18 protein-coding genes are annotated in these 23,551 nt (G+C 61.5%); 6 read left to right on the top strand and 12 right to left on the bottom strand.

The features are described from left to right. Nucleotides 1-50: 50 nt before the first annotated feature. The 3 genes from GTP58_RS08515 to GTP58_RS08505 are packed head-to-tail and all read right to left on the bottom strand — an operon-like array spanning nucleotide 51 to nucleotide 2,047. A complete protein-coding gene (locus tag GTP58_RS08515) occupies nucleotides 51-812 on the bottom strand; it encodes a helix-turn-helix domain-containing protein (protein ID WP_161077042.1) in 762 nt (253 codons plus the stop codon). Between the two features lie 3 nt (nucleotides 813-815). Then, nucleotides 816-1,457 carry an NrsF family protein gene (locus tag GTP58_RS08510; protein WP_161077041.1) on the bottom strand — a complete coding sequence of 214 codons (642 nt, stop codon included), beginning with the start codon at nucleotides 1,455-1,457 and terminating at the stop codon, nucleotides 816-818. Then, nucleotides 1,454-2,047: a sigma-70 family RNA polymerase sigma factor gene (locus tag GTP58_RS08505; protein WP_084559993.1), complete on the bottom strand. Its 594-nt coding sequence runs from the start codon at nucleotides 2,045-2,047 to the stop codon at nucleotides 1,454-1,456. Before GTP58_RS08505 ends, GTP58_RS08510 begins: the two co-directional genes overlap by 4 nt. 103 nt (nucleotides 2,048-2,150) lie before the next feature. On the opposite strand from GTP58_RS08505, the gene GTP58_RS08500 reads away from it, so the two are divergent. From GTP58_RS08500 to GTP58_RS08490, 3 genes are read left to right on the top strand one after another with little or no spacing between them, the layout of a single operon-like run. Then, nucleotides 2,151-2,798 carry a cytochrome b/b6 domain-containing protein gene (locus tag GTP58_RS08500; protein WP_161077040.1) on the top strand — a complete coding sequence of 216 codons (648 nt, stop codon included), beginning with the start codon at nucleotides 2,151-2,153 and terminating at the stop codon, nucleotides 2,796-2,798. 16 nt (nucleotides 2,799-2,814) lie between these two features. Continuing rightward, entirely contained in the window at nucleotides 2,815-3,579 is a 765-nt protein-coding gene (locus GTP58_RS08495) for a molybdopterin-dependent oxidoreductase (RefSeq protein WP_161077039.1), read from the top strand. Nucleotides 3,580-3,611: 32 nt separating this feature from the next. Next, nucleotides 3,612-3,842: a pentapeptide MXKDX repeat protein gene (locus GTP58_RS08490; RefSeq protein WP_161077038.1), complete on the top strand. Its 231-nt coding sequence runs from the start codon at nucleotides 3,612-3,614 to the stop codon at nucleotides 3,840-3,842. 45 nt (nucleotides 3,843-3,887) lie between these two features. On the opposite strand, the gene GTP58_RS08485 is transcribed toward GTP58_RS08490, so the two are convergent. Then, entirely contained in the window at nucleotides 3,888-7,085 is a 3,198-nt protein-coding gene (locus GTP58_RS08485; protein WP_161077037.1) for a di-heme oxidoredictase family protein, read from the bottom strand. 348 nt (nucleotides 7,086-7,433) lie between these two features. On the opposite strand from GTP58_RS08485, the gene GTP58_RS08480 reads away from it, so the two are divergent. Continuing rightward, on the top strand, nucleotides 7,434-8,633 hold the full coding sequence (locus GTP58_RS08480; RefSeq protein WP_373924728.1) for a cation:proton antiporter: 1,200 nt from the start codon (nucleotides 7,434-7,436) through the stop codon (nucleotides 8,631-8,633). Nucleotides 8,634-8,656: 23 nt separating this feature from the next. Here the strand turns inward: GTP58_RS08480 and GTP58_RS08475 are convergent, their stop codons facing one another. The 8 genes from GTP58_RS08475 to GTP58_RS08440 all read right to left on the bottom strand — a co-directional run bounded on the left by GTP58_RS08475 (nucleotide 8,657) and on the right by GTP58_RS08440 (nucleotide 19,286). Further along, a complete protein-coding gene (locus GTP58_RS08475) occupies nucleotides 8,657-10,627 on the bottom strand; it encodes a U32 family peptidase (RefSeq protein WP_161077035.1) in 1,971 nt (656 codons plus the stop codon). Nucleotides 10,628-10,709: 82 nt separating this feature from the next. After that, a complete protein-coding gene (locus GTP58_RS08470; protein WP_161077034.1) occupies nucleotides 10,710-11,828 on the bottom strand; it encodes a sulfotransferase in 1,119 nt (372 codons plus the stop codon). A gap of 9 nt (nucleotides 11,829-11,837) precedes the next feature. Beyond that, complete coding sequence (gene chrA / locus GTP58_RS08465) at nucleotides 11,838-13,076, bottom strand: chromate efflux transporter (RefSeq protein WP_229215466.1); 1,239 nt, start codon at nucleotides 13,074-13,076, stop codon at nucleotides 11,838-11,840. Then, on the bottom strand, nucleotides 13,066-14,043 hold the full coding sequence (locus GTP58_RS08460) for a DHH family phosphoesterase (RefSeq protein WP_161077033.1): 978 nt from the start codon (nucleotides 14,041-14,043) through the stop codon (nucleotides 13,066-13,068). Before GTP58_RS08460 ends, chrA begins: the two co-directional genes overlap by 11 nt. Nucleotides 14,044-14,047: 4 nt before the next feature. Then, nucleotides 14,048-14,665 (bottom strand): adenylyl-sulfate kinase, encoded by a 618-nt coding sequence (gene cysC, locus GTP58_RS08455; RefSeq protein WP_161077032.1) that lies wholly within the window; start codon nucleotides 14,663-14,665, stop codon nucleotides 14,048-14,050. 10 nt (nucleotides 14,666-14,675) lie between these two features. Next, entirely contained in the window at nucleotides 14,676-16,343 is a 1,668-nt protein-coding gene (locus GTP58_RS08450) for a methyl-accepting chemotaxis protein (protein WP_161077031.1), read from the bottom strand. A 236-nt stretch (nucleotides 16,344-16,579) separates the two neighbouring features. Beyond that, on the bottom strand, nucleotides 16,580-17,806 hold the full coding sequence (locus GTP58_RS08445) for an HD-GYP domain-containing protein (protein ID WP_161077030.1): 1,227 nt from the start codon (nucleotides 17,804-17,806) through the stop codon (nucleotides 16,580-16,582). A gap of 247 nt (nucleotides 17,807-18,053) precedes the next feature. Beyond that, nucleotides 18,054-19,286 (bottom strand): glycosyl hydrolase family 28-related protein, encoded by a 1,233-nt coding sequence (locus GTP58_RS08440; RefSeq protein WP_161077029.1) that lies wholly within the window; start codon nucleotides 19,284-19,286, stop codon nucleotides 18,054-18,056. 256 nt (nucleotides 19,287-19,542) lie between these two features. Between GTP58_RS08440 and GTP58_RS08435 the strand changes: the two genes are divergently transcribed. Then, nucleotides 19,543-22,410 (top strand): S8 family serine peptidase, encoded by a 2,868-nt coding sequence (locus GTP58_RS08435; RefSeq protein ID WP_161077028.1) that lies wholly within the window; start codon nucleotides 19,543-19,545, stop codon nucleotides 22,408-22,410. Then, nucleotides 22,407-23,534, top strand: a complete 1,128-nt coding sequence (locus GTP58_RS08430; RefSeq protein WP_161077027.1) for a serine protease — start codon at nucleotides 22,407-22,409, stop codon at nucleotides 23,532-23,534. The genes GTP58_RS08435 and GTP58_RS08430 overlap by 4 nt, the downstream gene beginning before the upstream one ends. The last annotated feature ends 17 nt before the right edge of the window (nucleotides 23,535-23,551 follow it).

Genomic DNA, 23,551 nt, shown 5'->3' with positions numbered 1-23,551 from the left:
ATCGGCAGCGATCGCGCCCGGATTGTACAAACGCGACAAAATGGCAGCGCTCAGGCCTTCCCGGCCTTGCGCGCGAAGGCGGCTGGTGTGGTGCCGCTGTAGCGTTTGAACTCGCGGCTCAGGTGTGACTGGTCGGTATAGCCCAGGCGTTGCGCCAGATCAGCGAGGTCCGAATCCGGCTGCTGCATGAGCTGATTGCGCGCCTGCTCAAAGCGCACCAGTCCCGATACGTCTTTGACCGTGTGGCCGGCGGACTGCTTGAATTTGCGTTCCAGCGTACGCACAGTGGCATGCGCCGCTGCTGCGACCTGGCTGACCGGCAGCGCGCCGTTTGTCTGGCGTATCGCCTCGCCGGCCTTGCGCAATGTGGTGTCCAGTTGCGCCTGCGCGCCGAGCAGATGCTGTTCCAGCGCGGCCACCGCCAGGTCGATGCGGCCGGCCAGCATCCACTGCGCCAGTGTCGCATGCAAGCCGGCCACGGGATGCTCGAATAGCTGGATACTGTCCTTGGCGGGCGGCAGGCCAAGTAACTCAAACACCGTCCACGGAAAACAGCGGATGGCAAGTATGTCCAGGAGGCCGTGCGCGCTGAAATGGACTGGCTGATTTAACAGTCCGACCAGAAATGGCGAAGGCAAGGTCTGGATGCCGTCCGCGCTGCAGTTGCCGCCAAAATGGAAGATGATTTCAGCATACCCGTCCGGCATCACTTCGAAGGACGAACGCTGCGGTCCAAGGTCGCGGCGGAGATGCCAGAAGCACTTGACGACGTCGCGCAGCGCTTCCGGCGGTTCGAATTCGGTCGGCCGCATCGCTTACCAGGCCAGTACGCGGGGACCGATCAAGGCGCCCAGCGCGGCGGGAACCAGCATGCCGAGCAGGTACCAGAAACCGACGAACACAATACTTAGTTCGGGACAGTGCAGACAGTACACGACAGCAGCCGTGGCGCCAGCGGCAAAGCCTGCGGCGGCGCCGGCCAGGCGCAGGCGCGTCGGCGTGCGCTCGCGCATCACGCGCAATATCGCGACGAACATGGGTAGGGAAATGAGTGCAATCAGCATGGTGCAGTAGTGCCAGGTGCTGCCCCAGAACAGATCGGCCCGTGCTTCGGGTGCGGCATTCGTCAGCAATGCGGCGCTGGCGGTCCATGCCAGCAGCAATGGCGCGGCGATCAGCGCCGGCAAGGTCCGGGTGCGCGCTCCCGGCACCGACAGGCGGCGAGCGGCAATCAGGCCTGCCGCCATCAAGGCCACTGAGAACGCCAGCTTGCTCCAGAAAGCGGGCAGCATCAGCTCCGCCATCAGGTCGCGCCGTACGCCCAGCAGTACCAGCATCATCAGGAAGCTGGCCAAAAGGCCCCACAGCAAAGGCGATAGCGCAGAACGGGCAGACGGCGCGCTGATGGCGACGTCGGGGCCGCTGGCAAGCATGTCTATCAGGTCATCGGTTTTCATGATGCTTCTCTCAGTGTCGTTGCCAGTGCTTTCAAGCCGCGGTGCACGGATACTTTGACTGCCGCTTCGGACATCTTCAGCAGATCCGCCGCCTCGCGCATCGACAGTCCATCCAGCTTGGTGTAGACGATGGCTTCGCGCTGCTTGTCCGGCAGTGTGGCCAGCAGCTTGAATAAATCGCGCTGCGCCTCGCCGGCCTCCTGGTCGGCGCTGGAAAACAGCGCGTCTTCGTCCTCCAGCGGCTGGTGCAGCGCGTCTTGGCGTGCGTGACGGCGCAGCCAGTCAATCAATTTGTAGCGGGCGATGGCGTAAATCCACGCGGTCAGCGGCAGGCCGTGCTCGTAGCTCAGGCGCTGGTTGTGGATCGCCAGCAGCGATTCCTGCACCAGGTCTTCCACTTCGCTCGGCCAGCCGCTCAGGCGCCGCCGCAGGAAGGCGCGCAAGTAGGGCGTCGTCGCTTGCAGGAAGTGACGATATGCCTGGGCGTCGCCATCCAGGCCCTGCACAAACAGCGCATGCAAGCGCAGCTCTGTGTGACGCAGGGCGTCTGTCTCTGTTATTCGCTCTGTGGGCGCTTTTGGTAACAGCATGTGTTTGATAAATATCGGCTGAAAAAATTTTTGTCTCGCGCTGTAACCATTTACCCGGTCCCAGCGAATTACCTGTCACTCTCACATAAACAAGCAATACATCATGAAACGCCAACTCACGCCTGATCCTGCGTCGGCATCATATGCCGACAATGACCGCAAAGTCAAAAGCCTTATCCATCCGGGTTGGCTGCGCTGTGCCCACTGGTTGAATGCGGTTGCAGTGGTGATTCTGGTCCTGAGCGGCTGGCGGATCTACAACGCGACGCGCTTTCTCGATTTCGCGATTCCCAAGGAGCTCACGCTGGGCGGTTGGCTGGGCGGCGCGTTGCAGTGGCATTTCGCCGCCATGTGGCTGCTGGTCGCCAATGGCTTCTGTTATCTGGCGATCAATCTGTGGACAGGGCGGCTGCGCCGCAAATTTTTCCCTATCTCGCCGGCCCAGGTGCTGGCGGACGTGAGCGCCGCCCTGCGCGGCAGGCTGGCGCACGCCGATCTGCGCCACTACAACAGCGTGCAGCGGCTGGCCTATGTATTCGTCATGCTGGACAGCGTGCTACTGGTGATGTCCGGCCTGGTGCTGTGGAAGTCCGTGCAGTTTCCGATTTTACGGGAGCTGATGGGCGGCTACGAAGGCGCGCGCCGCGTGCATTTCTTTGCCATGGCCGGGCTGTGCGCCTTCATCGTGGTGCATGTGGCGATGGTGGCGCTGGTACCACGCACTTTGCTGGCCATGCTGCGCGGCCGTTAAACCAACAGGATACATCATGTCGATTATTATTCCACCGGATGGCGCGGCCATGCTCAAAGACGCCATCGCCAAAGTAGCGCAGCCTTCGCGGCGCGCCTTCCTGCAACGCAGCCTGACGCTGGGCGGCCTGAGCCTGTTGACGGGATGTTCGCTCGACAGCCAGGAAAGCGTGGAGCAGGCGCTGATGTCCGTGTCCCGCTTCAACGACCGTGCACAGGGCCTGCTGTTCGACCCGAATCGCCTCGCGCCGACCTACCCGGACAGCATGATTACGCGGCCATTTCCTTTCAACGCCTATTACGAGGAAGACGAGGTGCGTCACGTCGATGGCGAAGCCTGGCGGCTGGAGCTCAGCGGTCTGATTGCCGACCGCAAGCCATGGACGCTGCGCCAACTGCAAGCGATGCCGCAGCAAAGCCAGATCACGCGGCACATCTGCGTTGAAGGCTGGAGCGCCATCGGCAAGTGGGGCGGAGTGCCGTTCAGCGTGTTCCTGCGCCGTATCGGCGCTGACCTGAGCGCCAAATATGTCGGCTTCAAATGCGCCGACGACTACTTCACCAGCATCGACATGGCCACCGCGCTCCATCCGCAAACACTGATGGCGCTGACCTACGATGGCCAGCCATTACCGCCGCGCTATGGCTTCCCGATGAAGCTGCGCATGCCGACCAAGCTCGGCTACAAGAATCCCAAGCACGTACAAGCCATTTTTGTCACCAATACCTACTCTGGCGGCTACTGGGAAGACCAGGGGTATAACTGGTTCGGCGGCAGCTGAACCTTCATTTATTTTCTTACAGAGGAACCATCATGAAAAAAATTACCATCGCACTGATCACCGCTTGCCTGACCATGACCGGCGCCGTCTACGCTCAGGACAGCATGAAGAAGGAAGAGATGAGCAAGGACGCCATGAAGAAGCCGGCCAAGAAAGACCACATGGCAAAGGACGAAATGAAGAAAGACGCCATGAAGAAGGACGACATGAAGAAAGATGAAATGAAAAAGGATGAAATGAAGAAGGACGAGATGAAGAAGTAAGCAGCGCAAAAAAACCGGGCCAGCGAGTGGCCCGGTTGATTCACATTACAGCGACTTGAGGAAGGCTAGCAGTGCATCGCGGTCAGTCTTCGACAGATTCTCGAAGCGCTGGCGCGCTTTGGCTGCTTCGCCATCGTGCCACATGATGGCTTCGGTCAGGTTGCGTGCGCGGCCGTCGTGCAGGTAGCCGACTTTGGCGCTGTTGCCCATGACCTTATCGGTGTAGCCCAGGCCCCACAGCGGCGCGGTACGCCACATATTGCCCTTGGCCTGACCTTCAGCGAACTTGTCGGCCAGGCCGGTGCCCATGTCGTGCAGCAGCAGGTCGGAGTAGGGACGGATGGTCTGGTTGCGCAGTTCCGCAAACAGGTGGCCGCTACCCGTCTTCATTTCCGCCGTGTGGCAGGCCACGCAGCGCATGCCGGTGAAGACCTTGGCGCCGGCAGCCACCTTGGCTGGATCGACGTTCAGTTCATCAATCGGCGCCACGCCTTTCGGGAAGCCGCTGGCCAGGCTGCGTTGTGCAGGCACGGCCACCAGCGCCAGATAGCGCGACAGCGATTGCAGGTCCACTTCCGAGATGCCTTTTTGCTGTGCGGCCGATCCGCAGCTGGCAGGGTCGCTATTGCATGAGCGGTTGCGGTACACCGGCGAGGTCACGGCCATGTCCTGCAGCAGCGCAGTTGCTGCTTGCTGACGCAGCGTCGCCTTGGATGCCTTCCAGCCGAAGCGGCCCAGACGCACCGCGCCGGTTTCCGAATCGTAGACATAGTTGGCGACCCCTTTGACGCCATCGACGTCCGGCGACGCGCTTGCACGCGCCAGAATATCAGCTTCCGCCACGGCTTCCAGCAGGCCGGCGCCGATGATCGGCTGGGCTGCGCGCAGCGACACGGTATCCGGCGTAGGACCTTCAAACGCCAGCACCGGTTTGCGCAACTCGACGGCGGTGCCATCGGCCAGCTTCTTGCTGGTGGTTTCGAAGCTCGACACGCGCACGCCGGTTCCCCAGTTCTGCGGCACGCCGGTGGACGACACGGCATTCATCTGCACCGTGGTGCCATACACCGGATGCGGCAGCTGCTGGCCCGAAGCGTTGGTCGACGCCACCCGCACCGACATGCTGTCCAGACGCTGGTTCAGCGCAGTTGGCGCGTAGCTGCGGCCATTGTTGACGTGGCAGGCAAAGCACGACGACTGGTTGAAACGCGGTCCTTGCAGGCCGACGGCAGCATCGTAGCGGTCATTGCCAGGTTCGTTGTGATCGCCGGTGGTGAAGTTGGTGTGGAACAGGCGACGGCCCTCAACAAAACGCTGCATGTTCTGCATGCCGATATTGGTATGCGGCTGCTGGAACATGAACAAGGCGTTGTCCGAGTAGTTGTAGCCCACCGAACCGGCGCCGCCGGACAGGGTTTCCGTTGGCAGCGGCACGGAGTTCAGGCGCGGCTGCACACCGTACCATGGCTTCAGGCCCTGGCCGACGACATACACCCACTCATACGAGTAGTAGCGGATGCCGCCGTTGTCGCCCTTGGACTGCATCGAGTCGGTGGTCGAGAACATCGATGGCGATACCTCGATCACGTCGCCCTGTACCAGCGGACGCGCCTTGATGTCCTTGCCGGCGATCGGGAAGCCGTTGGTGTCCAGCGCCGTCATGCCCGGATATTCTTTGACCTGCAAGGTGCACGCGCCGTTGATGCCGTTGGCGCTGGCCAGCTTGTTGTTAGCGGGGTAGGCGATCGGCTTGCAGACCTTGACCGTGTCGTCCACCAGCTGGCCTGGCGCCATCCAGCCATAGCCGGTCACGCCCGGCCGGTCGATGGCGCGGAAGAAGGCCACGCCGCCTTGCAGGAAGTCGACGGTGGTGTACTGGTTGACGATCAGCTGCGGCTTGGTCACGCCAGGCACTTTGCTGTTGTCGATGATCTCCATGCCCCAGGTACGGTTCTTGAAGTATTGCGGCACGAAGGTCAGGTAGTTGCCCGGACCCTTATCGACCGGCAGGCCGGTGACCGGGTCCACCGTTTCGTTGGGGCCGTAGCCGATTTCGTTCCACTCTTCGCCGCGCTCACGGCCATGACGCGCCAGGCCGCGGGCGCCGAAGCGGGTCACCAGCGTACCGTCAGGCAGCGTGAATTGCAGCGATTCGATCGGTTCGCCGGAAGCAGGCAAGGGCGCCCAGCCCGCACCGCTGGCCGGGAAGTTGAAGGCCGACGTCGCCGAGCTGCCCAGCGAGTTGTCGCTGCCTGGCGTCTTGAACTCCACCTCAAACAGCGAGTAACCATACTGCGTTGCACGGGCCACGCCTTGCAGGCGGAGGTAGCGCGCGTTGACGCCGAGGTTGAAGAACTCCTCGGTACCGCCTTTGCCGTCGGTGACGGAACGGATCTTGGTGAAGTTCTGGCCGTCGTCCGAGACCAGCAGATCGTAAGCCTTGCCGTAAGCGTTCTCCCACAGCAGCTTCATATAGCCAACCTGGGTCTTGGCGCCAAAGTCGAACTGGATCCAGGCGCCGTCGCCGTCCTTGGCGTCGCTGGACCAGCGGGTGCTGGTCTTGCCGTCAATCGCGTAGACCGCCGCGTTGGCGGGATTCTCGACCTTGGACGACGTGGCCGTGACGGGCTTGATGGTCACGCCTGGCTTGGTCGGATCCACCTGCACCGGATCTGGCGTGGTCGGATCGGTCGGCGTGCCTGCCGATCCGCCGGAATACGCCTGGATCTCGAAAATCGAATAGCCGTAGTTGGTCGAACGCGTAACGCCTTGCATGCGCAGATAACGGCCCTGGGCATTCAGGCCCGTCCAGTCCTCGGTGCCGCCTTGGCTGTTGTCCACGGTTTTAATCGTGGTGAAGGTCTTGTTGTCGTCCGATACCTGCAGCAGGTATTTGGTGGCGTGGGCGTTTTCCCACTCGATGTGCACGCGGTTGATCGGTTTGCTGCTACCGAAATCCAGCGTCAGGTTCTGGTCGTCGCTGAACAGGCTGCCCCAGCGCGTGTTGGAATTGTGGTCGATGGCAGCGGCGGCCGACAGGTCACCTCGCTCCGAACCGCTGGACGTTGCGCCAACCGGCGTCAATACCACCTCCGGCTCGGCCGCCGCGCCGCCCATCCGCATGGCGCTGGCGGTACGGCCGCTGTCCGTTGGCGCGTTGTCGCTGCTACCGCCGCACGCGGCCAGCGCCAGGCTCAGTGCGAGTGGCAACCCGGTTATTCTTAGTCGGTGAAACGTTTCCATCGTTCGCTGTCGATCTGAACGTATAAGCATGCTATCCCCTTGGCTTTTGGCAGGTATAAAAGGTTGCCAACGGCACATCACCGTGGCGCCGCGCATTTTGCTACAGAAAATGTTTTCGCAGCGCACGAATGATTCAAGTATGTGAAGGCGCCACGATATTGCCATATGGCAACGAACGTGAAGATATATTGAGTGATATGACCTGTCAAGCAGATAAAACAACGTTTCCAAATACTCTTTTGGCTATAAAAACAAATGTTTTGCTAGATTTAAAACAGTCAGTTTATACTTTTTGCGTAGTGAAATTACATAATTACATAACCTGGGGATACCTCGATGCATACTGCGATGAGCACCACGGAGATTTTTCTCCTGGCAATGTTGATCATCTTTTCCGTTCCTTATCTGGTCTGGCGCCTGTGCGACACCAATTACTATGCGCCACTGGTGGTGGTGCAAATCATCGCCGGCATCCTGCTGGGACCCGGCGTGCTGGGCTCGGCTTTTCCGGATTACTACAAATTTGTGTTCACGCCACCGGTCATCCAGTCGCTGAACAGCATTGCCTGGTGGGCCGTGATGCTGTTTGTGATGATCGCGGGGATTGAACTGGATTTGCCCAAGGCCTGGGAGCACCGCCGCGAAAGCGTGATCACCGCCACCATGGCGCTCGGCACGCCGTTGCTGTTTGGCTGCGTGGCGGCGCTGGGCATGTTGTCGTACAGCGGCTGGATCGGCCCGAACGGCAAGGACTGGCAATTCGTGCTGGGCGTGGGCATGGCGTGCGCCGTGACCGCGCTGCCGATTCTGATTCTGCTGATGGAGAACCTTGAGATTTTGCGTCAGCCTATCGGCCAGCGCATCCTGCGCTACGCCAGCCTGGACGACATTGCCATCTGGGGCGTACTGGCGCTGATCCTGCTGGACTGGACGCGCGTCGGCCGTCAGCTTGGCTTCCTGGTGCTGTTCGCGCTGGCGGCGTGGGGCTTCCGCAAGCTCATGGCGCGCCTGCCGGAGCGCGACCGCTGGTATGTGTCGCTGATCTGGCTGGCGGCGTGCGGCTTTGCAGCCGACTGGGCCGGCCTGCATTTCATGGTGGGCGCCTTCCTGGCCGGTGCGGTGATGGACGCGCACTGGTTCGACCAGGAGAAAATGGACCTGATGCGCCACCACGTGCTGCTGGCGTTCATGCCGGTCTTCTTCCTGAGCACCGGTTTGCGCACCAACTGGGGCATGGGCGGTTCGGCGGTGTTCATCGCCGCAGCGGTGCTGCTGGTGGCGTCGGTGACGGGCAAGCTGCTCGGCGTGCAGATCGCCGGCAAGATCCTGAAATGGCAGCCGGGTGAGGCATCGATCATCGGCTGGCTGCTGCAAACCAAAGCGCTGATCATGATCATCTTCGTCAACATCCTGCTCGACAAAGGCATCATCACCAATGAGACCTTTACCGCCATGCTGTTGATGGCGGTGGCCAGCACCATGTTGACGGTACCTGCCGTCGCACCGAAGCTGCGGCAGGTGAAAGAGCTGATTTTCCGGACCAGCTAACGCCGGCCGGCGCCGTCAGCGTATCAGGCGCGCGGGCGCTGGCGGTGGAATACCATTGGGCTGTAAGGCACGTTGGACGGCGGCGCCGATTTCAGGATGCCTGGTTTCATGGCGCCGACCACGTGCATTTCGCATGGCTTGCAATCGAAGCGCAGCGTGTAGGTTTCGTCGCCGCTGACCAGCGTCATCGGCTCCGCACGCACCTGGCCTTGCACGCCTTGCACACCCTTGGCCTGTTTCGGGCACAGGTTGAACGAGAAGCGCAGACAGTGCTTGGTAATCATCAGTGGCACTTCGCCAGCTTCTTCGTGCGCCTCGTAGGCGGCGGCGATCAGCTGCACGCCATGCTTGTGATAGAAGGCGCGGGCCTTTTCGTTGTAGACGTTGGCCAGGTAGCTGAGCTGGGTGTCCGGGTACACGGCCGGCGGCTCGGCGGCAGCCTTGCGTTGTGGGCGGTCCCAGCCCGCCAGGCGCACGGCTTCATGCGCTTCAATCGCTTCGCGGCGCAGCGCATTGATGGCGGCCGATGGCACAAACCACGGCTGCGACAGTTTCAGGTCTACGCTTTCAGCTGCAAACATGGTGTTGCCCAGTTTGGCCAGGCTGGCGCGCAGCGAGGTATCGGCCTGGTCGGCGTTCTGTGCCGTTTGCAGCGCGATGGCGGCGGTGGTCTCGCTGACGAAACCATCTTCATCGGTCAATGACAGGCGCAGGCCCTGGCCTTGTTCGCTCAGCGCCAGATGCAGGCCGACCTTGCGCTCGGACGACTTCTTGTTCAGCGCAGCTTCCCAGTGATGATCGCGGTTGCGGTTGACCGACAGGCCGACTTTCAGGCCGGTCAGCGCGCTGACCGCCTCGTTAGGGAACACGCGCCAGACTTGGCCGTCTTCGTTTTCGTCCAGCTTCTTCACCACGTTGGCCTGCACGCCGTACACCTCACGTTTGTGCAGATAGTTCAGCCCATCGCCGTTGGCCATGGCGTCGTTGGTGACAACGTCGAAATGGTCGGTGGCGATGCGGGTCACGGTGCCCAGCTCGACGCCCACGTATTTCGGGCTGTCGAAGGCGCCGATGTCATCCAGGCGGCCGTTGGCAAAGTAATCGGTGTGGCCACGGTGGAAGGTCTTGTCGACGTCCGGCGTGAACAGGATGCTGGTGTTGCCGCTGGCAGCGCGCGTGAACTCGGTGCGGCGTTCGAGGATTTCGTCCAGCAGCAGGCGGTAATGGGCGGTGATGTTTTTCACATAGCCCATGTCCTTGTAGCGGCCCTCGATTTTCAACGAGCGGATGCCCGCATCGATCAGCGCTTCCAGGTTAGCGCTCTGGTCGTTGTCCTTCATCGACAGCAGGTGTTTTTCATAAGCGACCACGCCGCCTTTGCTGTCGCTCAGTGTGTATGGCAGGCGGCAGGCTTGCGAGCAGTCGCCGCGGTTGGCGCTGCGGCCGGTGTCGGCGTGCGAGATGTAGCACTGGCCCGAGTACGCCACGCACAGCGCGCCGTGGACGAAGTACTCCAGCGGCGTATCGACCTCGGCATGGATTTTCTTGATCTGCTCAATCGTCAGTTCGCGCGCCAGCACCAGCTGCGAGAAGCCCACATTGCCCAGGAATTTGGCTTTTTCCACGGTGCGGATGTCGCACTGGGTACTGGCGTGCAGCTGGATCGGCGGCAGGTCCATCTCCAGCAGGCCCATGTCCTGGATGATCAGCGCATCGACGCCGGCATCGTACAGTTGCCAGATTTGCTTGCGCGCGGCTTCCAGTTCGGCGTCATGCAGGATGGTGTTGATGGTCACGAAAATGCGTGAACGGTAGCGGTGTGCAAACTCCACCAGGCTGGAGATATCCTCGATCGGATTGCTGGCGTTATGGCGCGCGCCGAAGGCCGGGCCGCCGATATAGACGGCATCGGCGCCGTGCAAAATGGCTTCGCGGCCGATTTCGGCGGTTTTGGCGGGCGACAGCAGTTCAAGCTGGTGGGCTAGCAGTGACATGGCTTGATTCCTTACGTGTGAAGGCGGGAATTATAGCAAAATCAAGGCCTTAAGTCAGCTCCAGCGGTGGCGCGCGTGGCTTTCAGTCACTCACCTCGAACGCCGCCGGATCGAGTTCGCTCAGCGTTGCCGGCTTGTTATCGCGCCCGGGCGCCACGGCGTGCTGGCTCAGGCGGGCGCGCAGCTGGGCCAGGTAGTCGGCGCGGCAGCGGCGCAGCACGTAATCGCGGAAATTGTCCTGCTCCAGGTCGCGCCAGGCGCGTTCGCGGGCGGCGTCGGAACGGGCTACCGCCTCGGCGCGGCGGCGTGGTGACAAATCGGCATCACCGCTGGCCAGCCGGGTATAGCCGTAGCGGTCCATATAGTCGCCGGTCAGGGTTTCGATGAGGTTGATGTCGTCCGCCGACAGCTGCTGGCGGAATTTGTCGATATTGGCGGCAATCGGCGGGTAGCAGTTGGACGACCACAGCGCCGACAACTGTGCAATTTGTCTGGCCTCCTGCGAGGCGCCGATATCGAGCATCTGCGGCTGGAAGTCGATGCCGAGGAAGTGGCACAGGGTTTCCAGCGTGGCGCGCTGCTGGGCGACAAAATCTTCGTAGCGGATGGTGAGCACGCGTTCAGGATAGCGCTGCATCACGTGGTCGGCGGCCCGGTGCGCGGCCAGCCAGGTTTCCGCGTTGAGATGGGTGTCAAAGTCGTGAATGATAGCGCGGTTCATGGAGGCCACCTGGGCGCGCGGATCGCGCACCACGTTGATGAACAGCATGGTGGGCAGTAGCGCCATGAGTTCGTCGGCGTAGTGGACATTGTCGAGTGACTTGTCCATGACCACGCTGGCGCCTTGCTGGGCGCCGGCGCGCATTAGCAGCTCCCAGTGGATGCGGTGGATGCTGCGCGGCTGGTGGCGTAGCGTTTCAAAAATCTCAACGGGATCAAAGCTCATCTGCGGCCACTTGACCATGCTGACCGCCTGCAGGCCACACAGGTCGGTGACCAGGCGGAAGTACTGGCGGTCGTCGCGCAAGTCGCCATACAGCGGCAGCAGCGGCATGAAATCCACGATGTGCAGCGGGTAGGGCGAATAAAACTGCGGCGCCATATTCAGCCGCAGCCGCAGCGCATGGCTGCCGCAGCGGCGTAACGGGATCATCATGACTGGGCGTGGGGCCTGCTGCGCCGTCTGGGAATGGGTATGCATGCAACTCTCCTAGAAAAACAGCCAGCCAGACAGTGCTGCACACAGCACCGCCACAGCGGCATCGACACGTAAGCGCAGCAGCGCAAACAGTGCCGCCACACAGACCAGTACAGTGGCGAGGTGTAGCGGATGGCTGCGGCTGATGGTGACGGCGGCCGCAAACACCATGCCCGACAGCGCTGCGCGCATGCCGCTGAGCGCCGCCTGTACTGAAGTGCTGCTGCGGATCCGCTGCATGGCGCCGCTTGCGGCCACAATCAGCATGGCGCTGGGGACGAACATGCCGATGCTGGCTGCCGTTGCGCCGGAAAAGCCGGCAACCTTCAGCCCGATCAACGCGGAGCTGATCATGGCCGGACCGGGACTGAGCTGGGTAATCGCCAGCGCGTCGGTAAATTCGGCCGGCGTGAGCCAGTGATAGGCTTCCACGACCGTATGCTGGAGCAGCGGGATGAAGACATAGCCGCCGCCAAACGCCAGCAAACTCATACTGGAGAACACGCCGAGCAATTGCAGCAGGATGGGCGATGCGCTCAACAGCGCCAGCGCGGCGAGCGGCGCTACCAGCAGCATCGCCAGCCGTTGTGGCCAGCGGCGACGCGTGCCTTGCGGCGCCGCCAGTGGCGCGCGGCTGGCCAGCGCTGGCGACGGGGCCGACCGACCACCGTAACTGTGATAGCCAATCGCGGCTGCCACTGCCATCACACTCAGCGTCGTTGCCAACCCCGGCTGCCAGACCATCACCAGCGCCGCGCCCACGCCCAGGGCAGCCTGTCGGCCGTCATGTACTGCGCCTTGCCACAGCCGGCAGCCGGCTGCCAGCACGATTGCGACGATCGCCGGCGCGATACCGGCAAATATGGGGCGCAGCGCATCGCTGCTGCCGTAGCGCAGATACAGCGTGCCCAGGGCCACCATGCAAAAAAACGCCGGCAAGACCGCGCACAGCAAGGCGATGACGGCGCCGGCCGCACCACGCAGGCGGTAACCCGCATACGCCGCGACATTCACCGCAACGGGACCGGGCAGCACGGAGGCCAGCGCCAGGCCATCCAGCAAATCCGCCTGCGGCAGCAGGCGGCGCCGTTCGCACAACACCTGCTGGGTAACAGCCACCATCGCCATGAAGCCGCCAAACCCGGTGCAGCCGATGCGCAGGAACAGCAGTGCCAGCGTCCACAGGCTGACTGGCGCAGCGGTGCGCTCCGGCGCTGCCGCTGCTTGCATGCTGAGCGGGTCAGGCCGCATGGCCGTAGTGCGCGCCGGGCGCAAAATAAGCTTCGAAGCAGGCGATGAAGCGCGTCAGCTCGCTGGCCGGCAGATGATTGATGCCGGCCGCCGACTTGCGTCCACCGCCGCCAAGAAATTGCTGGCACAGGCGGCAAGCGCTGCGTGCTTCCGGCTGGCCAGAGCGGATGCTGACCAGGTAATCGCCATCGCTGCGCGTCAGGATCACCGCGAAGCTGGCTTGTGGGTCGTCAGCCGCAAGGCGGTTGGCCAGCACGCCATTGGCGCGGCGTGCCCACGGTGCGTCGGGCAGCAGATAGACGGCGTTGCCGTGTTGCTGCCAGTGCGGCTGCACGCCATGCAGGCGCGCGCAGTCATCGCGGTAGCTCGCATACAAGGCCTGGTAGAGCGGGGTGTGCAGCATGTCCGAAGGATGCGGGCAGGCGCTGATGGCCTGATACAGTGTGGCCGGCGGAATGTGCAGATCGCTCTCGCACTCGCCGTAGGCGTTGTAGTTGAGCGTCTGGCCAAGCTGCGCCAGCGCTGCGCAGTCGTCCGCGCTGAGGTGCAGGCTGTGCGCCAGTTGCTGCGCTGGCGCGGCCAGATTGTCGCCAAACGCGGCCACCACCGCCCAAGGCCGGTAGCGACCCTGCTGCTGGCGGTCCACCAGGATGCTGGTGCAGACGTCCGGTGAATCATTGTGATGCAGGTTCAGACGCGGATGGCGCGGTGCGCGCTCGGCCGCATGGTGGTCGAACCACGTGATGCTGGCGCCATTGGCGAGCAGGCGGTCCAGTTCAACGGCGTTGGCGTCCAGCGAGATATCGAGCACGAGCAAGTCCGGATCCGGCACGTCGGGCACGCGGCGCAGCAAGGCGATATCGCGTTTGACACCGGTAATCAGCGTGCGCTGCGCCGGTGTCGCCATGCGCAGCATGTGCAGCGCACAGATGCCGTCGGCATCGCCGTTGAAGATGTCGTAGCCCATGACATCAGCGCAGGCGCGGCGCCAGATGCTGCAGGAGCCGCGCGCATGCCTGGTCCGGCGTCAGCAGTTCGGTATCGAGCACCAGCGCGGGCGCCAGCGGCACTTCGTAGGGCGCCGAGATGCCGGTGAATTCGGGAATCAGGCCAGCGCGGGCTTTCTGATACAGCCCCTTGGGATCGCGTTCCTCGCATACCGCGCACGGCGTGCTGACATAGGTCTCGATGAAGTTGGCCTGGCCGATGATGGCCTGGGCCATGGCGCGGTCTTCGCGCAGCGGCGAAATGAAGGCGCAAATCACGATCAGGCCCGCGTCGTTAAGCAGGCGCGCCACTTCGGCGCTGCGGCGGATGTTCTCGCGGCGGTCACGGCTACTGAAACCGAGGTCGCTGTTCAGATGATGGCGCAGGTTGTCGCCGTCCAGCACATAGACCAGGCGGCCGTCCGCGCACAAGCGGCGTTCCAGCGCGTAGGCCAGGGTGGACTTGCCGGCGCCGCTGAGGCCCGTCAGCCAGATAGTGGCCGGCTGCTGCCTGAGTTGATGCAGGCGTTCTTCCGCCGTGACGGCGCTGGCATGCCAGAACACCTGTGGCGTGGTGTCCTGCAGATTTTCGATGCGGCCCATGTCAGCTCCCTCATGCGTCCGCGTCAGCAGTGCTGTGCGTCAGGCGAGGCGCGGCCTGGGCTGGCCGGCGCAACGGCTTGGCGACGGCAGTCATCGCGTGCCCACCCGCACCGGCAAGGCGGAAGGTGCTGACCACAAGGTTCAGGCTGTTGACCTGGTCCTGCATGGCTTGCGCGGCCGCCGCGGCTTCTTCCACCAGCGCCGCGTTCTGCTGGGTCACATCGTCCATCTGGGTCACGGCGTTGTTGATCTGCTCGATGCCGGCGGATTGCTCCTGGCTGGCCATCATGATCTCGGTCATGATATCCGTCACGCGTTTGACGCTGGATACCACCTCGTCCATGGTGGCGCCGGCCTGTTCGACCAGGCGATTGCCGGCCTGGACCTTGTCCACCGAATCGCCGATCAGCTCCTTGATTTCCTTGGCTGCCGCAGCACTGCGCTGGGCCAGCGTGCGCACCTCGCTGGCGACGACGGCAAAGCCGCGGCCTTGCTCGCCCGCGCGCGCCGCCTCGACAGCGGCGTTGAGCGCCAGGATGTTGGTCTGGAACGCGATGCCATCGATCACCGCAATGATGTCCACAATCTTGTGCGCCGAGGTGTCGATGGCCGCCATGGTATCCACCACCTGGGCCACCACCGCGCCGCCTTTGGCCGCAACGTCGGACGCGCTCACGGCCAGGCCGTTGGCCTGCCGCGCGCGGTCCGTATTCAGGCGCACGGTGCTGGTCAGTTCCTCCATCGATGACGCGGTTTCTTCCAGCGTGCTGGCCTGCTGCTCGGTGCGCGATGACAGGTCCAGGTTGCCATTGGCGATCTGGCCGGCGGCGCTGGCAATCGTGTCGCTGCTGGTGTACACCTGGCCGACGATGCGGGTCAGGCCGTCGCGCATGGTCTGCATCGCGTGCAGCAGGCTGTGGTCGTCGCCAGCGCGCGGATGAATCGGCACGGTCAGGTTGCCGGCAGCGATTTCGTTGGCAATGTCCGCCGCTTCATTGGGCTCGCAACCCAGCTCGCTGACCAGGCTGCGCGTGATGAGCCAGGCGGCGGCCAGGCTGCACAGCAGGGCCAGCGTGCCGATCATGAGCATCTGGTTGCGGGCGCTGTCATACGCCGCTTCGGCCAGGGCCACTGCTTCCGTATTCTGTTTTTCCTCGAGCGCGATGAGCTGGCGCAGCAGCTCCCACCATTTTTTCTGGATCGGCCGGAACTGGTAGCGCAGGATCTGGTAGGCCTGGTCTTGCTGCTGCTTGAGCGCCAGATCCTGCGCCTGCCGGTAGAACGGCGCCGCCAGTTCACCTTGCTTGCGGATGTCCGCGAGCAGGGCGGTTTCGTCCGAGGTGGTCAGGTTGAGGTCGGAGAACATCTTGCCCAGCTTGTCCATCGCGGCGGTGTATTTCTGTTCCTGGTCGGCGATGCGCTTGATTTCAATTTGAATTTCCTTTTCCTCTTTGAGCAGGATCAGGTTGCGCAAGGCCAGGGCGCGCTCGGTGACGGTCAGGTCCATCGTCTGGGCCAGCCGGGTTTCGACGTCGTTGACCTTGGTAATTTCTATCATGCGCGACTGGATCTGCTGCATGCTGCGCAGTCCGAGCACAATGATAATCAGCAGCAGAACCGAAACCAGGCCAAACCCGATGCCCAACCGTTTGGCGACGCTTACATTTCGCAATGCCATGTCTTTCTCCCATGTCCATACAGCGCATAAGCACATGCGCAATTCGTATATAGAATCTTAGGAGTTAGGGCTGGGTCAGATTGTCTCCATTAGTCACGTTCGGCATTGCTACAACATGATAAAAAGTAGTTGACGTTGACTTGTGGAAATTAGCCAAATCGCCGCTGCGGGGCGTCAGCGGCGTGCTGTGCGGCTGGCGCCGGAGCAGGGCTTGCATCCATGAAGGGGCGAAAAAGCTACTCAGCCGTCCAGTAGCTGTCCAGATTGCGGATTTTCCAGGTATGCGCTTCTTCCGAGGCGGCAATCGCCTCCATGGTGCCGGGACGGCTCAGGTCGATCGTGGTCGGCGCCTGATAGGCCATGGACGTAATCGAAAAGAACACGCGCACCGTTGGTTTGAGCAGCGACTTGCTGTTGTCGATCACCACGCCGAGCCGGTTGGATTTCAGGCGCACCAGGGTGCCGACCGGATAAATACCGATACACTTGACGAAGGCGGCAAACAGTTTTTCGTCAAAGTGGCCTTCCTTGGCCCAGGTGGCCATCTTGCGCAAGGACTCGGTCGGGCTCCAGCCTTGCTTGTACGGCCGATTGGAGGTGATCGCGTCATATACATCGCAGATGGCGCCGACCCGCGCGGCCTGGCTCAGGGTCTGCGTTGCCAGCTGGTCGGGATAGCCCATGCCGTCCATGCGTTCGTGGTGATGCAGGCAGACGTCCAGCACGATCTCCGGCATGCCTTCCACAGTCTTGAGCATGTCATAGCCGGCGCTCGGGTGGCGCTTGACCGTCAAGAATTCCTCATCTGTCAGGCGGCCTGGCTTGTTCAGGATGGCGGCCGGAATCGCCATCTTGCCGATATCGTGCAGCAGGCCGGCCAGACCATAGTCGCGCACTTCCTCATCGCTGAGTTCCAGCTGGCGGGCCAGCGCAATCATCATGGCGCACACGGCGACGGAATGCATATAGGTGTAATCGTCGGCCTGCTTGAGGCGCACCAGGCTCACCAGGGCGCCGGAATTGCGCATCACGGACGAGGCGATTTCCTCCACTAGCGGCATGGCGGCCTGGGCGCTCGCCATACGGCCCATGCGCGCGTCCTCAAACATCACGCCGACCGCGTCGCGGGTCTTCTTGAGAATTTTGGTGGCGCGGGCCACTTCATCCTGCATGCTGGCTGCGGCCTGGGGCACGAACGCGAAGGCGGGCGGCGAGGGCACGGGCTCCTGGACCGGCGCGGCCGCGTTGGCCTCGTCTTGGTCCTGGTCTGGCGACTCGACGTCGCAGCCCTTGCTGGTATCGATCCACAGTTCGCGTACGCCGCTGGCCTGGAGCTTGTTGACATCCGTACTGTTACGTAAGGGGAAAGTCGGATTCCAAAATGGATTGTCGAACCACGAGCCGCACAGTTCGTGTACATACATGCCCGCACGTGCGTGGTCGACAGAAATTTTCTTCAGCATAGCTAAGTTGATTTTTCTAAACGACAAGCTCGGGGTGGCGGAGCTCTGTTGCTTGGTTTGCCGGGCGACGGTGGCTGGGTCGGGCAAACAAAGTTGGCAATGTCCGTATGCCATTGCCTTAAGATAATACTTCAAGGCAAATGGTAACAGACTGGCATTCAGGATACAACGCGCCAGCCCGGCCCCAAAGAAAAAGGCTGCGCGCCCGGGGGCTGCAGCCTTTGGTGCCGTGCGTGCGCGGTGGCGCTTACGGCGAGACGCCAGTCAGCGTAGACAATGGCAACACCCGCGACTTGCTCTTGGATGGGACCGGCGTATCGCGTTTCAGCCCCAGGAAGCGTCCGTTGTCATCGGCAATATTCAGCACGCCCGAGGTCACGCCATCAGACGTCAGCAAGCGGCCCAGCACCAGGGTGCGTACCCCGGCATTGGCGGCAACACCGTTGGAAACAAACGCGTTTTCGTACAGGCCGGTAGTGACAATCGCATTATCTTGCGAGGAAGGGCTGAACTTAAAGCCGTTGACGACGCCTTCGGCAGAGAACAGGCGAGGGGCGATAAATATATTCCAGGAGAACTTGTCGACATCCACACCCGTCGTGGCGCCCTCAAAGCCGATGTTGTAGAACTTATTGCCGTTAAAAGGATCGGTCTGGCCGGCGCCCGGTACCGCCGAGAGGCCCGTGAGGCCGCTAATGCGGCCGCCGGTAAAGGTATTTTCATTGACCCAATTCAGCTGGCCATCGCTCTCCGTGGTCAGTTGCAGACCGATGTCGTTATGGGTCAGGAGGTCGAAATTAATCTTGTTGTATTGCGAACCGTTATGTCCTTCACCGGTGAGCATGATGGCGGTTTTAAAGCCGTCGATCCAATTCACCTTGACCGTGGCATTCACCGCATTGACCAGCTTGATTGCAGTGCCGGTGTAGCCGTAGCGCGGCGTATCTTCCCATGCATGATTGTGTAGCCGGGTCAAATCCAGCACATGGCCAAATCGGCCAATCACGACAATGCCCTCAGCTGCATTGAAGGTCAGCTCGCCTCTTGCCGTCAGACGGATGTATTGGTTGTCGGGCAGCGTGATCGAATTCTGGAAGGTATAAGAGCCTTCCGGGATCAGCACTTCCTGGCCTTTTTTGGCGGAGTCGATGGCGTTTTGCACTGCCACGGAGTTATCCGCTGCGGTTTCGCTCAAACCAAACCATTTCGCATTGATGGTGCTGTCGTAGACGCGTTTATATACCACCCGGCCAGCTCCGCCGTTGGCATTACAGGACAGCGTGGTGCCGTTATTGGCCACTGCCGTCGAGCCGGGAACCGGAACGAACATGCCTTCTCTGCCAGTGTCGGTGATAAAAATCAGCGCGTCGCTGCATTTCGTCGATGCCTGAAGCTGGCTAATGCTCAGGGTGGTCTGGGCCTGAGCCGCCGGCGCTGCGGCAATGAAGGCAAGTAACACGGCTGCACGAATGGGTTTCATTTTGCCTGCACTTTCGATGAATGTTAGGAACGATTGTTTTACTAACAATAAAACGTGGTGGGCGATGTTAGCAGATGTAAGGCAGTGGAAATCTCACCAAATTGCACGTGTGGGGCAGGAAACTCAACACCGTTGTTTTTCAATATTAATAATTATCATTGTGATAATTAGAGAGTTTTCGGCGCGTCAACCCAAGGGACAATGGCGCAGCAATTTTCCAGCAGTGTCACGCGCAGTCTGTCTTTGGGGGACTTCCATGCGGCTCATCCGACTCACCCTGGCGGTTGTGGTTTTTTTATTCAGCGCCAGTTCGCCGGCCCAGCCCGTAACGGGCGCCACCCGGCTTGAAATTCATCAGGCTGCACTGCAAGATCCATTTGACGACACGGCGTTTGAGCGCTACTTGAAGCTGTTGGGCACAGTCAATCAGCCGCCCGGTATCCGGCTGTATGTGGTCGAGGGGGACTTGCTGCTGACGCGCGACGAGGTGCGCGCGCATCTGATCAGCCTTAAAAATAGCGGCAAGGACGACAAGGGCAGTAATCTCGCCACAGGCGAGCTGATCTCGAACGTGGTCGATGGCAAGCGTGACTATTGGGAAAAGCAAGAGCAGCGCAAGCTGTTGTATTCGGTTACGCGCAGCACGTTTGACAGCGATGCCGAATATCAGCTGGTGGTCGATCATCTCAAGCAGGCTGCGCGCGACTGGGAGCAGGCTTGCGCTGAATGCAACATCAAGTTCTCGCAAGTGAGTGAAGGCGGGCCCAAGAAACCGCTGTTCGACGTCGTGAAAGTCGCTACCGGCGGCAAATTTGCGGCCGCGTCTTTTTATCCTTCCACGCCGGTGGCGCGCCGCCATTTGTTTGTCGATCCCATTTATTTCAGCGGCAATGCCGACAAGATCGGCGTACTCAGGCATGAACTCGGCCATATCCTGGGGTATCGCCACGAGCATGTGATCGGGGTGGCAGGCTGCGAACCCGATCCGGTGGGCGATGCATGGACTCCGCTGACACCGTACGATGCGCACTCGGTCATGCATTATTTTTGCGGCAATGCTGGCACGCTGGACATGAAGCTGACTGCCGTCGATATCCAGGGCCACCGCAAGCAATACCTGGGATCCGCGGAAAAGAAAGCGGCGGCGCCGCAGCACCGGCATGCTGAACTCGTGATGCGGCTGGAAGGTGGGGAAGCGGCGCACAACCTCGCGCTGGCGGCAGGCGAGCTACTCGCGCAGAGTCTGCTGGAGAGCAAGTCCTACCAGGTCAAAGCGAAAGATTCAATCTGCACGATTTTTAAAAACAGCCTGGGTTATCCCAAGCGCCTGCGCTGTCCCGAGCCGCAGTTCATCGCCTTGCTAAAGCAGCTCAATCCCCATATCGCGTCAGACAAGCTGGCGCTGGGCCAGGTGATCATGGTCCCTGACAGCATGGGGATCAAGCCGTACAACTATTCGCGGGTGTATTACGGCTGGGATGCTGACGCCCAGCCCAGATTGCGCGATGACCAGAAACTATGGAATGTGACGGAATTTAGCCGCAGCAGCGATGGCAAAAAGTCGGTGCTGACTTTTGAGGGCTACGAAGTACGCATCAAGATGGCCGAGGATGCGCCGCCGCTGCATTTCAGCGATGCACTGACCAGCTCGGTGAATGTCTACCTCAACGTTGTCCAGCCCAGGAGTAGCGCGCCAGTGCTGTATTCCTCCACCAGCCCCGAGGACAGGGTGATGCAGTGCCACCAGAGCGAAAAAGCCCCGGCGGTCGAGGGCGACTACCTGACCATGCTGCGCAATCCCACGGCCGGCGCCGTTGCGCTGCCAGCCTGCGCGATGGGCTGCGCGGAAGGGCGTTGCGCGCAGATTCATTTTGTCGACACGCGGGTCTATCCCAACCCCGACATCCTGCCGGCGATAAAAAATTACGCGGGACCGGCAGGCGACGGCGATGAGGCTGCCGATCTAAGGCTATGCCTGGAGATTCCGTTCAAGGCCAGCGAGCACCACGCCACGCATTTAGCCGGCATCATGATAAGCCAGCCGAACGGTTATGGCTTTTTGGGCCTGAGTCCGGGCGCCCAGCTGTTCACCTATGAACGCGATGGCTTGTCGGACGAGAAATTCGCTGACCTGATCAGCGAGGCCATGGACCGGACCGACAGGCCGCAGCGCAAGCTGTTTTTGTTCGCCTCCATGTTTGAAGCCTATCCGGATGGGGCAGTCGACGCCGCAAGCGGCAGCCTCAAGGACGCCAACTTTCGTTTCCGCAGCCAGACCGCTAAACGGATACGGGAGCTGAGTCCGCTGTGGATCACCGCAGCCGGACAGGCCGACGAAATGTCGGCGGCGCAGGTGCCGGTAGAGCTGACACCGCGTACGCCGATGTCGCCGATGAACCTGGGCGACCAGGCGAATGTGGTGGTGGTGACGTCGTGCACCGATTGCAGCGACCACAATGCCAAACTCGATGACGCGGCCAATTATTCGCAAGGCTATCATATGGTGCACCTTGCCGCACCCGGCAGCAACGTGCCCGGCTGGGCGACTACGACCCGCATGGCGCAACCGAAAGGCGGCACCTCGCAGGCGGCAGCCTTTGTTGCCGGCCTTGCGGCCTCCATGCTGAACTGCCACGGCGATTATTTTCCCGACGCGGCCAGCGTGCGCCAGCGGCTCATGCTGACCTCGCGTGCGGTGCTGGACCAGGACGATGCCAAGAAATTGCGTGCCGGCATAGTCGATGCCGAGGCCGCGCTACTGGATCCGTCGCGGAGCTGGCTCAAGAAATATGGCGATGCGGACTATGTCGAGATCCGGCCGAAGAACTGGTGCGAGACGGTGATCGGTTTGTCGGACGCCTTCAGCAAGGAAACCATGAGCGATGGCTTTTTTGAACTCAAGCAAGTACAAGCCATTGCCCGCTATGCGCGCGGCGCCGACCAGGAACCGTCGCGCTGGGTATTCACGTCGCCGGAAGGGGCCGCCGATATTCGCCGCAGTTCGCCTGGCACCTGGAGCCCGGGCGCCAGGTTGCTGCAACTGGCTGACGGCAGCCGCATTTCGCTGAACCAGATTCAACACCTTTTGCTGGCCAAGAAAGTGGGCGCAGGGGAGTGCAAATGAGCGCCGCGTCCCGGAGCTGGCGTTATGCAACGTTGCTGGGCGCTGCGCTTACGCTGGCCCCCGTGCTGGCTGAGGATGAATGCGGGAGCGGCGCCACCATGCAGACGCAGCTGGGCAGCGTCATCCAGGTCGGCGCGATCCTGGAAAACGGCGGACTCAACGAACAAAATTACGAAGAGGAGGTGGGCAAGGTGCGCTACTTCCGTGCACTGCTGGCGGTCCGCGCGCCGGACAAGGCCAAGTGGTATCTGACCATCCGCGACCAGTCGCTGCGGCCACTGGAAGTGTTTTCATCGTCACTGAACCTGGATAAAAAGGCCATCTGGACGCGCCGGCTCTATGGCCAGGGCAGTACCGCGTTTGATTTGAAGGCAGATCCCGGCGTGGAAATTGAAATCCGCCAGGTCATCCTGATGCCGGATGCGGCAACGCGCCCCTATTATTCCTTGCAAAAGGCCGGCGTGTACCGTTTTTTACCGATTGAAAAAGCCGAAACCGGCCGTCGCCGGCTCGGTGATGCAGTCGGCATGCTGATGGCGAGCTGGAAGGGCGTGTCCTGGTGTTGTTCGGGCGTGGCCGTGGCGGAGAACCGCTTGCTGACCAACTGGCATTGCGGTGCGCCCGAAACCGGCGTGAACGCAGACGACTACTGGAATCAGGACATCTGCGACAACACCATCATCGACATGTCATGGGATGGCGACGGCAATGACCGGGAGTTTGTGTGCCGCAAGGTGATCGAGAAAAACCAGCAGAAAGACTATGCCATCCTGGAAATCGCCGCCAGAAATGGGCGCGACGCGCTCCTGCCTGCGCCGGTGCGCGATAGCCCGGTGGCGGCAAAAGAAAACATCATCATCGTCCACCATCCCGCATGCCGGCCGAAACAGGTCAGCCTCAGCTGCCGTGTGGTCCAGCCCGTCTATGAGGGCTGGAAGGGCCAGGGCACGCCGGACTTCACCCACGATTGCGACACCGAGGCGGGCAGTTCAGGCGCGCCGGTGTTCGATCTACAGAACAGGCTGGTAGGCCTGCACCATCTTCAATTCAGCAAACCGGGCGGGGTGTGTGACAAGGTCAACAAAGGCATCCGGATAGAAGAAATCCTCGCCAGAAAGCCATGAGGGATTGAAGCACGTAG

Origin of the sequence: Duganella sp. CY15W (assembly GCF_009857555.1) — a bacterium.
Lineage (GTDB): Bacteria > Pseudomonadota > Gammaproteobacteria > Burkholderiales > Burkholderiaceae_D > Rugamonas > Rugamonas sacchari.
Note: the sequence above shows the minus strand (reverse complement) of the source record. Positions and strands in the feature narration are given on the sequence as shown.

Bases quoted from the DNA above. Each gene is read 5' to 3' on its own strand.
- GTP58_RS08515 (WP_161077042.1), bottom strand. From the start codon at position 812: ATGCGGCCGACCGAATTCGAACCGCCGGAAGCGCTGCGCGACGTCGTC.
- GTP58_RS08430 (WP_161077027.1), top strand. From the start codon at position 22,407: ATGAGCGCCGCGTCCCGGAGCTGGCGTTATGCAACGTTGCTGGGCGCT.
- GTP58_RS08445 (WP_161077030.1), bottom strand. From the start codon at position 17,806: ATGCTGAAGAAAATTTCTGTCGACCACGCACGTGCGGGCATGTATGTA.
- cysC (WP_161077032.1), bottom strand. From the start codon at position 14,665: ATGGGCCGCATCGAAAATCTGCAGGACACCACGCCACAGGTGTTCTGG.
- GTP58_RS08440 (WP_161077029.1), bottom strand. From the start codon at position 19,286: ATGAAACCCATTCGTGCAGCCGTGTTACTTGCCTTCATTGCCGCAGCG.
- GTP58_RS08435 (WP_161077028.1), top strand. From the start codon at position 19,543: ATGCGGCTCATCCGACTCACCCTGGCGGTTGTGGTTTTTTTATTCAGC.
- GTP58_RS08495 (WP_161077039.1), top strand. From the start codon at position 2,815: ATGTCGATTATTATTCCACCGGATGGCGCGGCCATGCTCAAAGACGCC.
- GTP58_RS08450 (WP_161077031.1), bottom strand. From the start codon at position 16,343: ATGGCATTGCGAAATGTAAGCGTCGCCAAACGGTTGGGCATCGGGTTT.
- GTP58_RS08490 (WP_161077038.1), top strand. From the start codon at position 3,612: ATGAAAAAAATTACCATCGCACTGATCACCGCTTGCCTGACCATGACC.
- GTP58_RS08510 (WP_161077041.1), bottom strand. From the start codon at position 1,457: ATGAAAACCGATGACCTGATAGACATGCTTGCCAGCGGCCCCGACGTC.
- GTP58_RS08500 (WP_161077040.1), top strand. From the start codon at position 2,151: ATGAAACGCCAACTCACGCCTGATCCTGCGTCGGCATCATATGCCGAC.
- GTP58_RS08505 (WP_084559993.1), bottom strand. From the start codon at position 2,047: ATGCTGTTACCAAAAGCGCCCACAGAGCGAATAACAGAGACAGACGCC.
- GTP58_RS08480 (WP_373924728.1), top strand. From the start codon at position 7,434: ATGAGCACCACGGAGATTTTTCTCCTGGCAATGTTGATCATCTTTTCC.
- GTP58_RS08470 (WP_161077034.1), bottom strand. From the start codon at position 11,828: ATGCATACCCATTCCCAGACGGCGCAGCAGGCCCCACGCCCAGTCATG.
- GTP58_RS08460 (WP_161077033.1), bottom strand. From the start codon at position 14,043: ATGGGCTACGACATCTTCAACGGCGATGCCGACGGCATCTGTGCGCTG.
- chrA (WP_229215466.1), bottom strand. From the start codon at position 13,076: ATGCGGCCTGACCCGCTCAGCATGCAAGCAGCGGCAGCGCCGGAGCGC.
- GTP58_RS08475 (WP_161077035.1), bottom strand. From the start codon at position 10,627: ATGTCACTGCTAGCCCACCAGCTTGAACTGCTGTCGCCCGCCAAAACC.
- GTP58_RS08485 (WP_161077037.1), bottom strand. From the start codon at position 7,085: ATGGAAACGTTTCACCGACTAAGAATAACCGGGTTGCCACTCGCACTG.